The following is a 15293-nucleotide window of genomic DNA, read 5'->3' as shown; positions in this document are numbered from 1 at the left end:
GTCTGATTAGATGCACGGGGTAGAAAAGGAGGTAAGCTTAAATACATTAAATTGATAAGCCCAAAGGAAACGGCGGTAGCACTTTTAGTGCATAAAAAAAGCGAAGGGTTTCTTCGCAAGTAATGGTAAGTAATGATGAATTAGCCAAGTATTTCTTTAAGCTTCTGCGTTTCGTGGTCGACGAGTTTTTGCAATGGGCCAGAGGCCAACATTTTCATCATCATATTTAAATCGGCAGAGATAATGTGTTTTGCGGTCGTTGTTCCGTTTCCATTATCTGCAAGTGTCCACTTCAGTTCTACCTCAAAAGGCGCCTTTTCTGTAGGTATTGCAGTAAGCTCCTGATTTTCTACCCGGTTGGAGATTTTGATCGCCAGTTTCGCCATATTTTGGATGGTAAAACGGGCATCGTCTTCTGTCGATTCCCAATTATAAATATTTTCGGGCATCAACTGCTGGTGGTTATTCATGTTTGAAAGAAAAGTATAAACCTCTGCAACGGGTTTATTAATCTCTACAGCACTTTCAATAATGGTCATGTATGTTTTTAGGTTAGTGTTTATTACTATGCGTTAATCGAGTTTATCTTGTCCCCACGCTGATGGGTTTAATCGCCATTTGCCTAGCAATTCCATATCGCTTTTTGCAATAATACTGTGTTCAGCGGCATAATCAATCAAAGCGGCATAGCTGGATAGGGTTAAGAAACGGCATTTGGCTGCTGCAAAATTCTCGTCGGCTTTTTCAAATCCGTAGGTAAAAATTGCTGCCAAACCGGCAACTGAAAGTCCGGCTGCTCTTAGCGCTTCAACAGCCTGTAAGCTGCTTTTTCCTGTCGAAATTAAATCTTCAATTACAACAACACGCTGTCCTTCAACTACTTCGCCTTCAATCAGGCTTCCCGTTCCATGTTCTTTTGCTTTCGCTCTCACATAAATAAAAGGTAAACCGAGCTCTTGCGCCACCAAAACACCTTGAGGAATACCGGCAGTTGCTACACCAGCAATAACGTCAACCGAACCAAACTCTTCCTGAATGGCCTGGGCCAACTTCTGACGAATGTAGGTTCTAACCTGAGGGTGAGAAAGTGTGATCCTGTTATCACAGTAAATTGGTGATTTCCAACCAGACGCCCATGTAAAAGGATTATTAGGTTGCAATTTAATTGCCTTTATTTGTAATAAAAATTCAGCTACCTTTAATTCAATATCACTTTTATTATACATGGCGCAAAAATACAGAATTTATATCAACGATAACACCCTGTTTATATCAGATGTTTTACCAGAGCAAAAGGAAAAAATTCAACAGCTTGAATTTCAAGATTTTGATTTACACACATTTTACAAAAAACTGAAAAACGGATCGAAAAAGAGTTACATCTTCTTAACTAAAAATCCACGCGAAATTTTTAAAAAGCTGAAAAAGAACTGCGAAATTATTAAAGCGGCGGGCGGTTTGGTAGAGAGCGCCAATGGAAATTATCTTTTTATTTTTCGAAACAAAAAGTGGGATTTACCAAAGGGAAAGCTTGAAGAAGGTGAAAAAATGAAAGAAACAGCCGTTCGGGAGGTTGAAGAAGAATGCGGCATTAAAGTGGCAAAACGCGAAGAAAAACTTTGTAAAACCTACCACGTTTACCCAATGGGCACAAAAATGGTAATCAAAAAAACAAATTGGTACAGAATGAAGGTTAAGGGCGAACCGAATTTGATACCTCAAAAGGAAGAAGGCATCGATCAGGCGGTTTGGCTAGATAAAGACCATGTTGGTCCGGTCGTAAAAAATACGTTTCCATCAATTATGGATGTGTTGAGGGCTGGCGGGGTTTTGTAATGAAGTGGTTAACTTTCTGGCTTTCATCTTTTTTGTTATGATTTGCTTTCAATCTTTGAACTATTGATATTTACAACAACAGCGTGCTATCCAAGTAGTAAAGGCATCCCGTTGTGATTTGCTTTCAATCTTTGAACTACTGATATTTACAACAACCGAACTTAGGCATGACATGAGTAAATACGGGTTGTGATTTGCTTTCAAGTATTGCTTTACTGATATTTACAACAACGATTACCCGATACTGTTAAACCACCTGCATGTTGTGATTTGCTTTCAATCTTTGAACTACTGATATTTACAACAACGCGGTTTAAACGACACCGAAATACAAGCGTGTTGTGATTTGCTTTCAATCTTTGAACTACTGATATTTACAACAACGCAATAGGCTTCATAGTTTTTGCTGTTTCAGTTGTGATTTGCTTTCAATCTTTGAACTACTGATATTTACAACAACATTCTTCACGAATAGCAAGATTATCTTTCTGTTGTGATTTGCTTTCAATCTTTGAACTACTGATATTTACAACAACTTTTTGCTAATAAGGCAGTTATCTTATCTTTGTTGTGATTTGCTTTCAATCTTTGAACTACTGATATTCACAACAACTACTGGGATGCGGGAAAAAGTTCAGCTTTAGTTGTGATTTGCTTTCAATCTTTGAACTACTGATATTTACAACAACCCGGCATGTTAAATTCATAAGTGATGTCTGTTGTGATTTGCTTTCAATCTTTGAACTACTGATATTTACAACAACCGTGGCTGTTGAAAAGGCTTTGAGGAGGATGTTGTGATTTGCTTTCATTCTTTGATTTACTGATATTTAACACAACATTTCGAAATAACATATCGTCCGAGTTGGAGTTGTGATTTGCTTTCATTCTTTGATTTACTGATATTTAACACAACTGATTCTTTGCCATCCTGAATATACCAGGTGTTGTGATTTGCTTTCATTCTTTGATTTACTGATATTTAACACAACTCGCTACCATCGGCGGTCAATTAGGTATTGGTTGTGATTTGCTTTCATTCTTTGATTTACTGATATTTAACACAACTTATGCAGCTTCATCTTTTATGCAGCACTGGTTGTGATTTGCTTTCATTCTTTGATTTACTGATATTTAACACAACAGTAAATTAATAATTTAAGCCGAATCTCTTGTTGTGATTTGCTTTCATTCTTTGATTTACTGATATTTAACACAACACCGTAGTCATAACTGGAGGTCGTAACAGCGTTGTGATTTGCTTTCATTCTTTGATTTACTGATATTTAACACAACCTTGGGCATTAAAACCTATAGAGAAAAGAGGTTGTGATTTGCTTTCATTCTTTGATTTACTGATATTTAACACAACGCAGTAGTTTTAGCATGTCCGGTAATCGTGGTTGTGATTTGCTTTCATTCTTTGATTTACTGATATTTAACACAACATTACGCTTATCCTTTAATAGCAAACACTAGTTGTGATTTGCTTTCATTCTTTGATTTACTGATATTTAACACAACCAAATTCAATAAGCAAAACGAAGCTGAGTGTTGTGATTTGCTTTCATTCTTTGATTTACTGATATTTAACACAACCACTCAGGAATGAGGAGCTGTCTCCACTGGGTTGTGATTTGCTTTCATTCTTTGATTTACTGATATTTAATACAACCATGTAAACCGTTTTCATCTACCTCGATACGTTGTGATTTGCTTTCATTCTTTGATTTACTGATATTTAACACAACATTTACGCTTGGTTTCTAAAACCTTTACTTGTTGTGATTTGCTTTCATTCTTTGATTTACTGATATTTAACACAACCTTCTTCTCGATATATTCAGCTACGAGGTTGTTGTGATTTGCTTTCATTCTTTGATTTACTGATATTTAACACAACATATAAACCGCTACCAATAGATGCCGAAGTGTTGTGATTTGCTTTCATTCTTTGATTTACTGATATTTAACACAACAGACCGGGATGGTAACATTTCCAGTTTGGGAGTTGTGATTTGCTTTCATTCTTTGATTTACTGATATTTAACACAACGATGAGCTTAAATACGCTTTGCGCTCCTGGGTTGTGATTTGCTTTCATTCTTTGATTTACTGATATTTAACACAACCTAACTTGCCATTCAAATTAATCGATTACCGTTGTGATTTGCTTTCATTCTTTGATTTACTGATATTTAACACAACCATGTCTTTTTATTTTTGTTTTTGTTATAGTTGTGATTTGCTTTCATTCTTTGATTTACTGATATTTAACACAACGAAGGCTAGTTGAATTTGTCAATAAACAACGTTGTGATTTGCTTTCATTCTTTGATTTACTGATATTTAACACAACCAAAAATTTCAACACCATCTTCTGAAATTAGTTGTGATTTGCTTTCATTCTTTGATTTACTGATATTTAACACAACCAACAGAAGGCGAATAAAGCTACTCAGGACGTTGTGATTTGCTTTCATTCTTTGATTTACTGATATTTAACACAACATAGTAATGTTAATCTTACCGGAATTAACTGTTGTGATTTGCTTTCATTCTTTGATTTACTGATATTTAACACAACGTAGCTAATGTAACAACAGGTCGTTGGATTGTTGTGATTTGCTTTCATTCTTTGATTTACTGATATTTAACACAACAAAACGACCAGTTGTTAACAAACGTCGAATGTTGTGATTTGCTTTCATTCTTTGATTTACTGATATTTAACACAACATATTGATGCTTTGGTACCTGGGACCAGCCGTTGTGATTTGCTTTCATTCTTTGATTTACTGATATTTAACACAACAGATTGAACCCCAAAAATACCCAGCGCGGCGTTGTGATTTGCTTTCATTCTTTGATTTACTGATATTTAACACAACCCTATGACACTATTACTTTGGTAATGGACAGTTGTGATTTGCTTTCATTCTTTGATTTACTGATATTTAACACAACTGACCAAATTAAAGCATGTTATCATGGAGGGTTGTGATTTGCTTTCATTCTTTGATTTACTGATATTTAACACAACATGATGCGAGTATGGAATGCCCAGAATGTGGTTGTGATTTGCTTTCATTCTTTGATTTACTGATATTTAACACAACATATTGAGATAGACGAAAAAACCGTTTATTGTTGTGATTTGCTTTCATTCTTTGATTTACTGATATTTAACACAACAGCAGGTAGTCAAACATCAAGCATCGGCTAGTTGTGATTTGCTTTCATTCTTTGATTTACTGATATTTAACACAACCTGTTGGAACATTTTTAGTTGGAGACTTTAGTTGTGATTTGCTTTCATTCTTTGATTTACTGATATTTAACACAACATATAGGGATAAAACAATTTTTATCAACAGGTTGTGATTTGCTTTCATTCTTTGATTTACTGATATTTAACACAACCTCCGTACTTGGAAATGTGAATTTCCCTTTTGTTGTGATTTGCTTTCATTCTTTGATTTACTGATATTTAACACAACAATTCTTCTAATTCAAAATTGGCATTTTCTGTTGTGATTTGCTTTCATTCTTTGATTTACTGATATTTAACACAACGGAAAAGGATATGATAAGTTATTACGGTTCGTTGTGATTTGCTTTCATTCTTTGATTTACTGATATTTAACACAACTACCACCACGAATGGCGCCACCAAATAATAGTTGTGATTTGCTTTCATTCTTTGATTTACTGATATTTAACACAACTAAGCATTAGTATAAGATAAATAATCTTCAGTTGTGATTTGCTTTCATTCTTTGATTTACTGATATTTAACACAACCATAATCGATCAAACCCTCGCACCACCTTTGTTGTGATTTGCTTTCATTCTTTGATTTACTGATATTTAACACAACGCAGGATCAACAACCGTTGCGAGTGTTGAGTTGTGATTTGCTTTCATTCTTTGATTTACTGATATTTAACACAACGATATAGTTGTAGCGTTTAACAGGGCATCGTTGTGATTTGCTTTCATTCTTTGATTTACTGATATTTAACACAACAAACTATATGGGCTAGTTTCGTTGGTTATCGTTGTGATTTGCTTTCATTCTTTGATTTACTGATATTTAACACAACACTAAAAGTCGTTCGCCCGCTTCGCTTTCGTTGTGATTTGCTTTCATTCTTTGATTTACTGATATTTAACACAACTAACATCGCTCAGCCCACTTTTACCCGCTTGTTGTGATTTGCTTTCATTCTTTGATTTACTGATATTTAACACAACAGCGTTGGCAGCTTTAAGAAACTGATAGCGGTTGTGATTTGCTTTCATTCTTTGATTTACTGATATTTAACACAACAACTTTTAATCAATACCAGCGCCGAGTTTCGTTGTGATTTGCTTTCATTCTTTGATTTACTGATATTTAACACAACAACAAAAAATATTTTATCAAAACAAGCTTAGTTGTGATTTGCTTTCATTCTTTGATTTACTGATATTTAACACAACATGAATTTGATAAGGCTTTAAACCTGATGAGTTGTGATTTGCTTTCATTCTTTGATTTACTGATATTTAACACAACGTCCGAATACCCCGATTTAACCTTGGCCCCGTTGTGATTTGCTTTCATTCTTTGATTTACTGATATTTAACACAACCGCCAACGAGATTAAGCTGAACGACATCTAGTTGTGATTTGCTTTCATTCTTTGATTTACTGATATTTAACACAACGGGGCTAGGGGGTTGCACTAAACAGCTTCTGTTGTGATTTGCTTTCATTCTTTGATTTACTGATATTTAACACAACAGGTAAGCGAATGTGTTGTCCCAGCCGCCAGTTGTGATTTGCTTTCATTCTTTGATTTACTGATATTTAACACAACGCGCTCATGCCTGCTAAAATGGCCTGGCGCGTTGTGATTTGCTTTCATTCTTTGATTTACTGATATTTAACACAACTCGACACTCAAAATATTAATGAGGCTTTACGTTGTGATTTGCTTTCATTCTTTGATTTACTGATATTTAACACAACAAAAAAGGCTGGCGCAAAAGCCTATCCAAGTTGTGATTTGCTTTCATTCTTTGATTTACTGATATTTAACACAACAATCCGTAAATAAAGTTCGCTTAACTGGTAGTTGTGATTTGCTTTCATTCTTTGATTTACTGATATTTAACACAACATGAAGTTGAACCTACCGGAATTTAAAGAAGTTGTGATTTGCTTTCATTCTTTGATTTACTGATATTTAACACAACAAAGAGTACGACGTTCATTGCCTAAAAATTGTTGTGATTTGCTTTCATTCTTTGATTTACTGATATTTAACACAACATAGCTTTTAAACAACATTTATCCCTTAGTGTTGTGATTTGCTTTCATTCTTTGATTTACTGATATTTAACACAACTTTCTTTCAGCCGTTTCAGCCTCGGCTAATAGTTGTGATTTGCTTTCATTCTTTGATTTACTGATATTTAACACAACATCAGGTACATACAGATACACCTTGCTTCTGTTGTGATTTGCTTTCATTCTTTGATTTACTGATATTTAACACAACCCGCGTCATCAATCTTTCCAGTAGGAACTAGTTGTGATTTGCTTTCATTCTTTGATTTACTGATATTTAACACAACGATATCAACGCCTAATCGCTGCTATTAAATGTTGTGATTTGCTTTCATTCTTTGATTTACTGATATTTAACACAACTTTGTTACCATAATTAATTTACTATCAACCGTTGTGATTTGCTTTCATTCTTTGATTTACTGATATTTAACACAACTGCCTGGGCTAAAGAAGTTTCAGGAACGTGTTGTGATTTGCTTTCATTCTTTGATTTACTGATATTTAACACAACGTTGAAGATCAAACCACAGGATTACACCAGTTGTGATTTGCTTTCATTCTTTGATTTACTGATATTTAACACAACTAAACGTTGTAACAAAGGCTAATGTTAACCGTTGTGATTTGCTTTCATTCTTTGATTTACTGATATTTAACACAACTTATTACCTTTTTCGATTTTTAAATCCTGGTTGTGATTTGCTTTCATTCTTTGATTTACTGATATTTAACACAACCGCCGCTGGGTTTAACGCCCCTGGGCCTGGGTTGTGATTTGCTTTCATTCTTTGATTTACTGATATTTAACACAACGTTGTCGTTAATTTTTGCGTTATCCCCGGGTTGTGATTTGCTTTCATTCTTTGATTTACTGATATTTAACACAACTAACCAGGGGCGGGACCTTTCCGCCCCTTAAGTTGTGATTTGCTTTCATTCTTTGATTTACTGATATTTAACACAACTTTTAAACCGTGCCTTTTGGGTTGAACAATGTTGTGATTTGCTTTCATTCTTTGATTTACTGATATTTAACACAACATAAAGCATTAGAAGCGAAAAACACGCCCCGTTGTGATTTGCTTTCATTCTTTGATTTACTGATATTTAACACAACATATGTCAGGTTTAAGAAAGGCGACACGCCGTTGTGATTTGCTTTCATTCTTTGATTTACTGATATTTAACACAACTGAAATCGGTGTAAAGGTGGGCGATACCCAGTTGTGATTTGCTTTCATTCTTTGATTTACTGATATTTAACACAACAACGCTGCTCTGCCAGCTGGAGCGCTCGCAGTTGTGATTTGCTTTCATTCTTTGATTTACTGATATTTAACACAACTTGTAACAGTGCCAATTTGAGTTGTAGAAGGTTGTGATTTGCTTTCATTCTTTGATTTACTGATATTTAACACAACAGAATGGATTGGATTCTGTTCATAAAGATTGTTGTGATTTGCTTTCATTCTTTGATTTACTGATATTTAACACAACAAAACATTTAAAAACTATGGCAATAGCTAAGTTGTGATTTGCTTTCATTCTTTGATTTACTGATATTTAACACAACTACAGTCTTTTTTGAGCGCCACCATGTTGAGTTGTGATTTGCTTTCATTCTTTGATTTACTGATATTTAACACAACCTTGTAAGATTTTTGGGCGTAACTTGCTACGTTGTGATTTGCTTTCATTCTTTGATTTACTGATATTTAACACAACAAGGAGGCGATGCCGGCGGGGGTGAGTATGGTTGTGATTTGCTTTCATTCTTTGATTTACTGATATTTAACACAACTATCTGAAAAAGATTCAGAGATTGAAAGCTGTTGTGATTTGCTTTCATTCTTTGATTTACTGATATTTAACACAACCCGGCAAAGAATACGCAGCGGCGGTGGAGAGTTGTGATTTGCTTTCATTCTTTGATTTACTGATATTTAACACAACATACCATAAGTCAATTAGTTAAATATCAGTTCATTAATCAAAGATTTAGAATTAAAAAAATCCTGATGAATCAACATCAGGATTTTTTTTCTAATTATTTATTGAATTGTAATAAGCCTTTATTTAAAATAATTCAAGCTGTTGAGGCGTATCAGGCAATTCTTTTTCCTTCTTTCCATAAAATAATTCCATCATCCCGAATTGCTTGTCAGTAACAGTCATGATCCCCACATGACCTTTTTCGGGTAATAGTTTTTTTACTCTTTTTATGTGCACGTCAGCATTTTCTCTGCTGCTGCAATGCCTTAAATAAATTGAAAATTGGAACATCGCAAACCCATCCCTTAAAACCTCTTTACGAAATTTAGCAGCAACACTTCGTTCCTTTTTGGTTTCGGTAGGTAAATCGAAGAAAACTAGTATCCACAAAATTCGATATTCATTTAAGCGCATCAACTAAAAGGGTAATTCATCCTCAGGTTTTGTAAATCCAGATTCCGTAATTTCATTTATGAGGATCGACTTTAAAACTTCTTTGTCTTTATAAGTGGAACCTCGCTTGTTATCAAAATTCGTCATTATAGGATAGGTAATTCGGCGAATTGTTCCCTCATAACATTTTGCAAGAGAAGAAGTGGTGCTTTGCAAGCCAACCATGAGCGGGCTTGTACTCTTTTCAAACTGTACATCCACCGTTGCAATACCTAAAAGTTGCGTTTTAATCGATGTTCCAAGTTCTAGAAAGTTTTCTCCTCTATCTATAATTCCCAGTACAATTTCATCAACATAGGGGCGATAAGGCTCCATAATATCATCCGCGAGGCAATAGGCATTATATTTATTTCGATGGTGGATGCCAAGGGTAGGGAGTAAGCCCGAGCAAACTAAACCACGGGCGACAATAGCTCTTAAAATGGCATAACCGTAGTTGAGTAAATTATTTGGAGGATCTCCCTCACGACCGCGGAAGAAATCGAGCTTTTTCGGGAAAACATTTTTCCAATAATACGCTGCGGCTCTTCCTTCATAATTATCTGGGTCTCCAGAACGAACAGACTTTGCCCAATACACCATATTTTCGCAAGCAATATTTCGATTAAAAAGAACAGCAGCCTGATTTAATATTTTCGCTTGAACGGTTTGCTGCCATAATTGTTTTTTAAGTGGTTGCGAAGCATCAATTTGATAACGAAACCTTTCACTTTGGGTATTATGCCCATCAATCGGGAGCATCATTCCAGTGGGATGACGGCTCTGGTTGCAAGTTATAATTGCAGCGTTATTATCTAACAATGCAGCAATGCAACCGTGTGTAATCGTTATCTGTTGATTATCCAATATGATTATCCCAATATCTTCAATCGGAATTGATTTTTTGGATTCCTTTTCTCCTAATGATTTTAAATGAGGTAAATCGATAGCAAGCTGGTTTTGATGCAAACTTAAATAGGCAGGGTTACTGAAATGAAGCGTTCTTTTAATCATTAGTTAAGCCTTTGAGATATTGCCCAAACGATCTACTTTTAGTTTGATACAGGTTTCTTTAATCCGAATCGGATTCGTATCAATGGTTATCTCCAATTTGTTCAAGCTTCCCATTTCACCAACTTTGCTTTTTGCATCATAGCTTTTAATTAAAGAGGCGATTGTTGACTGGATAAAATGGCACTCGCTTCCTGTACTACTGACCATTTTATAAATGCGTGTGATCTGCTCAGTATTCAAACTCGAAAAATCAAGCTGTTCGATACTATCCTTTTCCTCTTCGGTGGGAACGTAGACTAGATCGTTAGGAGATAGACTAAACAGAAATTTCCCATTTTCAGTATCTATCGGAATCATTGGCGTGTCTTTTCGTTCTTCATTGGACAACGTTGCTCGCCATTTTTGATGCTCAATGACCTCGTTGAGTGGAATGGTGTCATAATTTCGCTTTTGTTTGTCTTCATCCCAATAAACGGCAAAAAATAAATTAGTGCCTTTGGCGGCCTCAACATACTTTGCTCTCTTGTTTCCTTTTTCTCCCAAAGGAAACTTGCTTCCTACCTCAAATACCCTTACTTTGTAAATAGGCTGGTGTGCCTTACCATCATTATATTGTTGAATATTTTTATTCAAATCTTCTACACCCTCGGGAGAAAACGCTAATTCAGAATCACCATCCTTGCTGACCAGATAGTTCCTCAATATCTTTTGAATCCCTGTATCCGTGATATTTTCAATAGATTTAAGGTTAAACGAACTATCTAACGACTTTCGTGTAGCTGTCAAAATTTTTCCTTTGGGAACTTTGATTCGTGGCAAATCAACCTTTCCATATACGGTTTCTTTATGCATTGCTTTACGAATTGCCCAGTTGGTACTTTGCTGCTCTATAAAGCTTTTTTGAGCCTTGCCGTCTTTGTCAACACGCAAGTTCCCAGCCTCATCCTTAAAACTTTCGTAATAATTGGTAGCCTTATTAATTACACGGAGATTTTGTTTAAAACTGATGACGATTTTTTTCAAAGCATTTCGGGCATCCTCTTTAAAGCTATTCCAAGGCACTTCAAACGCTTTAGCTACATCTCTTTCAATTCTTTCTCCAGTTTGCGGATGTTTATACACCGTTCTTTCAAACTGCATTAAATTTCGTTTCAAATCGTGACGCTCGTTTTTCGATTTGGCGTGTTTATTATTAAGGAGGTTCACATGTTCCCTTGTAGCACAGGCAATTACCAGCGCATCTAAGGCGTGGTGACGGTGGTCGATTCTCTTTTTAGAAAAACCTTTATACAACGCTAACGGAACCGTAGGCAAGTACTTATGATGGTTTTCGTTCCAAGCTGTAAAATGAGTTTCTCCTGTTAATTGATTGAAACGCTCAAAACGAGGTAAAATCAAGTCGTTCCATATGTCATTTAGGCCCCAATCTTGTTTTAACTCACCAGTTATTTTACCATTACCGGGAATAACGTACTTCGAATTTGGACCTTCGTCGTTTTCTTCGGCACGAACGAGGCTAGATAACAGACCTGAAATATACTTACTGATGTAACGTGTATCATTTAATTGCCGCTCTATCATTGCCTCCGGAATTTCTTCGAGTAGAAGCTTATTGCGTTTTCCCCTATTTTTAGCATAATGGTGTTTTACAAAATCTACATAAGCGTTTTCGTTAAAAATCTTTACCGATTTACCCATTCCTAACGGTACTATTTCGCCTGGAAATTTTTTGATAAAAGCCAAGCCCATCTGATTGTCCTTTAACTTATTCACCGCCGCTTCGCAAATCACTTTATTGCTTAGGCTGTCGTCAAAATAACGGCTTTGAGGAATAATATGTTCTATTTCGTACTCTGGCGTAAACAATTTATTTAGCGGAATAATTTCACCGGTGTAAGGAGAACGGTACTTTTGCTCCAGCCAAAGCTTATATCTTTTCAAATCCGAGGAAGAAGGTTGTGCCATTTTGCTGATTTTCAGTATTTCATCATCAATTTCAATCGCTGAGTTAAGTACGCCTTCTTCATATACTTTTAAAATATCCTGCTGCATAGGGGAGTAGGGGCGAACGTTGAATACGGAGTCATCATTCGTCATTTCTATAAGCATGGCCTTAATGCGTAAATTGGTATTCTCATTTTCAGAAATTCTATTCGTCAACTGCTTGCGCTTATCAGCCGTATTTTTCATTTCTCGTCCTAATTCAACATGAATCTCAGTGAAGAAATTTCTAATCCCATTGCCATATTTTTTCCAAATGTCTTTTACAACCCGAAGCGTTTCGGTAACGACCTGCTCTACAATAGGATTGCGAAGCGAGTGTTGTTTAAACTCTTCCAAAAATTTCTCCAAGTCGTTTACAGTGTTCCACCTTTTGGTGTCAGCCGCTTCAGCGTGGCGGCCATAAACAAGGTATTGGGCGATATGAAGGCGCAACCCTTGAAATGCCTGTACTTCACCATCTAAAAAAGCGCTTAATTCAGCTTCTAGATTTGTATTGATGGTTTTATTCCAATCTTCCTTATCTTTTTCGGTAATAGATTTCGATTTTTTGTCTAATCGTTCCAGTATCTTGCTAATATTATTCCAATAGGCTGTGCTATTTGCAATGATGAGCTTTTCGTCCCAATGCTTTCCCAGCCTCATTAAAGGAAGCAGTTTTTTGAGTGCTTTTTCCGAAAAAGAACCATATTCGCTTTTGAATGGCGGAAACTTTTTGAAGGCCTCCACAAATGAATCCTTGTCCAAAGCGTGCTTTGAAGCGAATGATCGTAGCGCTTTTTCGTATTCTGTTTTGTCGGTAACGGAATAAATCAGGTGCCAAAGCTGTTGCTCAATTTCTTTGGTTAAAAAGCTGTCTGAAGCACCGTCTACCTTTTCAAACCGACTGCTTATTAAACCACGAGTTTCATTGCATGGATATGATTTTGACACATCTTTTTCAGCATCATATACATAGTTCCAGCGGTATTGATTTATCTCTGTAGTCAGTGCTTTTCCTTTCAAATCAGAAGAGGAAAATAAATACTTCATCAAAATTTTTTGATCTATCTCTCTTCGGTCCATCAAAAAATCAAAAAGCTGCTCCAAGTCCTTCGTAGTGCCAATCAATTTATCTGTTACATCCGTATCGTCATCTTTGCGATAAATTTTAAGATTATACAGCCATTGCCAAACCCGAAATTCCTGATAATAGGGATTAGACTTGGGGATGGTCTTTAAATATTGCCTATGTTCAACGCCCTCGTTATCCCTGTAAGTTCGGTATTCTAACCCACAATTTCCAATAGAGGACTTTTGACTACGAAGCGGCCGCTGATAGAAAATAATGTCGTTGATGAAAAGGTGGGTGAAGTTTTTCTGACTCAGCTGGAGCAGATGAGCTTCGTTGTTTCGGTAAAGCTCACGTACGCAATCGTTGTACAAATCGTCGTTTTCCAATTCGGTATGAAATTCCTTTTGTTTCTGAATGATTTGACCCAATTCATCTTTGTAGAATTTGCGTTCAATGGTACGTACCAATTTGCCCTTAATTTTTTGTTTGTGATCTTGAAGTAAGGTATCGTATATGAAAGTACCTACTGTTTTTTCGGATTTCTCGATTTCCCGCTCCGTCTTTTTTTTAAGTAATGTCCAATCACTCTCTCCCGGAGCCCGAAAACTTCGTTTCTCATTTCCCTCTTTGTCGGTTTTTACAGAGCCATCGTCGTTGAGATCTGTTGTAACTATAAAATCGTGAATTTTATCTTTCCAATCGAACAATGGGGTTTTGCTTGACCGACGATATACCCAACCATTCTCCAAAACCAATGAGTACCAAATATCTGCTTTACCTCTTTGCGGTTCGTCAGCAATAACATCAACAACGTTTAACGAATGGAACTCAATTAATTTGTTGGGATTTTCTTCCTCTTCCTCGCCACGTAACTGGTAATAACCGCGTTTCTGATTAAAGTTGAGTAGAATCCAAGCCAGTTCTTCCTTGTTTATTTTTTTAGTAAGCGCTTTCTTTCGTAAATAATAAATAGTCCAGTCGTAGGGCACTAAAGCTGCGTCTCCGTCCTTGTTAATTAAAACATGAGGCTGGTGTTGCTGAAAATCAGCTAACATTTCTTCAAAAGCGTTTTTAAAAATAAAATGATGTTCCGCCTTTTCTTTCGCTTCATTCCATTCTGTTCTATAGGCAAGCTTGGGTTCTTTTTCATCTATAAATTTTCCTAAGCGCTTCTCGAAGTCGATTTGCGCAGCATAGTGTTGCGGTAGAAAGCTAAGTATATTGAGTACGCGGTGCAATCGTTCTCGCCTCAACAAAAATCGTTCCCGCAAGCGCCTCACACCTCTATAGCTGGTTCGTTCAGCTGTTTGAGATACGGAATTTCCTTTTCCGAAATCGCCTAAAATATCTTGCGACATGGGAATAATCCGACTACCCATTCCAAGGATTGTACCTTGTTTTTTTTCGAAATCTTGCTGAATAAGCGCCCAGCCAATGGAATTGGTGCCGAGGTCGAGACCTAAAATATTTTTCATAATAGTTTGTTTTAAGCGGTTTTTTAAAGCTAACAAAAAATAAGTTTATCCAATTATGGTTTCCCGTATCTCATGTATCGAAATAAATTCTATCTTTGGTATTGAAAGAAAGCAAATCACAATAAGGATTATTCCGTTGTGAAAACAT

The 15293-nt window shown here is 36.0% G+C and carries 6 protein-coding genes and 1 CRISPR repeat array; of the genes, 1 reads left to right on the top strand and 5 read right to left on the bottom strand.

Annotation, left to right across the window (positions count from 1 at the left end; genetic code table 11):
* Positions 1-140: 140 nt before the first annotated feature.
* Positions 141-539 (bottom strand): SRPBCC family protein, encoded by a 399-nt coding sequence (locus IZT61_RS05105; RefSeq protein ID WP_196100108.1) that lies wholly within the window; start codon positions 537-539, stop codon positions 141-143.
* A 33-nt stretch (positions 540-572) separates the two neighbouring features.
* Positions 573-1226: an orotate phosphoribosyltransferase gene (gene pyrE / locus IZT61_RS05100; protein WP_230383861.1), complete on the bottom strand. Its 654-nt coding sequence runs from the start codon at positions 1224-1226 to the stop codon at positions 573-575.
* On the opposite strand from pyrE, the gene IZT61_RS05095 reads away from it, so the two are divergent.
* Positions 1225-1836: an NUDIX hydrolase gene (locus tag IZT61_RS05095; protein ID WP_196100107.1), complete on the top strand. Its 612-nt coding sequence runs from the start codon at positions 1225-1227 to the stop codon at positions 1834-1836. The two genes, pyrE and IZT61_RS05095, sit on opposite strands and share 2 nt — an antisense overlap.
* Positions 1837-1870: 34 nt before the next feature.
* Positions 1871-9130: direct repeats of the CRISPR family, unit length 46 nt; unit sequence GTTGTGATTTGCTTTCATTCTTTGATTTACTGATATTTAACACAAC.
* A 123-nt stretch (positions 9131-9253) separates the two neighbouring features.
* Here the strand turns inward: IZT61_RS05095 and cas2 are convergent.
* Genes cas2 through cas9 form a run of 3 tightly spaced genes read right to left on the bottom strand, consistent with a single transcriptional unit; the run spans position 9254 to position 15145 of the window.
* Positions 9254-9583: a CRISPR-associated endonuclease Cas2 gene (cas2, locus tag IZT61_RS05085; RefSeq protein WP_196100105.1), complete on the bottom strand. Its 330-nt coding sequence runs from the start codon at positions 9581-9583 to the stop codon at positions 9254-9256.
* Positions 9584-9586: 3 nt separating this feature from the next.
* On the bottom strand, positions 9587-10615 hold the full coding sequence (gene cas1, locus IZT61_RS05080; RefSeq protein WP_196100104.1) for a type II CRISPR-associated endonuclease Cas1: 1029 nt from the start codon (positions 10613-10615) through the stop codon (positions 9587-9589).
* A 3-nt stretch (positions 10616-10618) separates the two neighbouring features.
* Positions 10619-15145 carry a type II CRISPR RNA-guided endonuclease Cas9 gene (gene cas9, locus IZT61_RS05075; protein ID WP_196100103.1) on the bottom strand — a complete coding sequence of 1509 codons (4527 nt, stop codon included), beginning with the start codon at positions 15143-15145 and terminating at the stop codon, positions 10619-10621.
* Positions 15146-15293 lie beyond the last annotated feature (148 nt).

Origin of the sequence: Pedobacter endophyticus (assembly GCF_015679185.1) — a bacterium.
In the GTDB taxonomy this organism is placed as follows: domain Bacteria; phylum Bacteroidota; class Bacteroidia; order Sphingobacteriales; family Sphingobacteriaceae; genus Pedobacter; species Pedobacter endophyticus.
This window is presented reverse-complemented; position numbering and strand designations above follow the sequence as displayed.